1 protein-coding gene is annotated in these 1,446 nt (G+C 69.2%); it reads left to right on the top strand.

Translation table 11 applies throughout. The annotated features are described in order from the left end of the window. Window positions 1-653: 653 nt before the first annotated feature. Window positions 654-1,316 carry a DUF6230 family protein gene (locus tag ACFV61_RS27130; RefSeq protein ID WP_063347768.1) on the top strand — a complete coding sequence of 221 codons (663 nt, stop codon included), beginning with the start codon at window positions 654-656 and terminating at the stop codon, window positions 1,314-1,316. Window positions 1,317-1,446: the final 130 nt, after the last annotated feature.

Below are 1,446 nucleotides of genomic sequence, written 5' to 3'. Positions count from 1 at the left end.
CGGGGGGTCTTTTGCCCCAAATCGGTTCAACCCTACAGTGTTTACACTATTTTTCAACCCCCCCGGCGACAGTCACACTTGGTGACTGTCCACGGGTGTTTCGTTCGTGTTTCCGGCGGATTTCTTCGTCACGTTTCCTTCATGACGTCACGCACGGTGCATGTCACGCAGATTCCGCGGTCAACGCCGCCGGGTGTTGCATTACCCGTCAGTAAGGAACCTCTTGTGCTTCGCCCGGGATTCGAGCACGATCGGCGACGCCCGGTCCCTGACTCCACACCCTCCGATCCGGTCGGCCACGTGGAGCGCGGGATCCCCACCGGGTGATCCGCCGGCCCCGGTCGGCGGTAGGGAGGGCAGGGGGGTATCCGCGGTCCCACGGCGGTTCCTGTCCTTCGACCGGCCGCGCGGCCCTGCGCGGTCGCTGGTTGTCGCTCGGGGGTGATCGCCGATGTCGTCGGTCCTGCCCGCCGCCCCGCAAGGACGGCCGGTGGAGGGACGGGAGTGCCGCTGTGTGCCGGCCGCTCCCGCGTCCGACGACGCCCAAGGCGCTCTCCGCTACCGAGGACGTAGCTCTCTCCCATCCCAGTCCCCCACCGGCGCGGGCGCGCCGCCGGGGAGCCGGAGATGTACGTCCTAGAAGGAGGACTCGCATGTCCCAGACCTACGGCAAGACCCGCTGGAAGCGCTTCGCCCTGGTGATGGTGCCGAGCATCGCGGCCACCGCGATGGTCGGCGCCGCCATGGCCAACAACGCGCTGGCGGCTTCGTTCAGCGTCTCCGGCCAGAGCTTCAAGGTCACCACGCCGGAGCTGCACGGCAAGAACTTCGCCCAGTTCGGCTCGATCGACGCCGAGGTGAACGGCACTCCGCACCCGGTCGCCGTCTCGGCCTTCGACGAGGCCACCATCAAGGGCCTCTGCCAGTCGGTGGTGACCGACCCCAACGTCATCCCCGGCCTGCCGTGGAAGCTGCCCAAGATCGTCCTTCGCCTGGAGGCGGGCAACAGCGACGACGTCAAGAAGCAGGTCTACGCCAAGAACCTGCTGATCGACCTCGACCAGCTGAACGCGGACGCCGAGTTCACCAACATCAACATCGGCCAGGACGCCTCGACCCTCAAGGGAGAGGCCACCCAGGGCTGGAAGTCCAAGCTCGGCGGCCTGCCGTCCGGCGCGACCGGCTTCGCCCAGGCCGCCGACAAGGCCGACCTGTACAACGTGCAGCAGACCGCCTGGGCCACCTCGGCCGGCACCTTCAAGCTCCCCGGCCTGAAGCTCGCGCTGCACACCGACGGCACCGGCGAGTGCTACTAGGCCGTTGACGGGGGGGGGGGCGGGGCCCGGGCCCCCCCCCCCCCGCCCCCCGGGCGCCGGGGGGGGGGGGGGTGGCCGGGCCGGAGACCCGTGGTGCGGCCAACCCCGGTATACACCAACGGGGGAGTGA

Origin of the sequence: Kitasatospora sp. NPDC059817 (genome assembly GCF_042731835.1) — a bacterium.
In the GTDB taxonomy this organism is placed as follows: Bacteria; Actinomycetota; Actinomycetes; order Streptomycetales; family Streptomycetaceae; genus Kitasatospora.
Note: the sequence above shows the minus strand (reverse complement) of the source record. Positions and strands in the feature narration are given on the sequence as shown.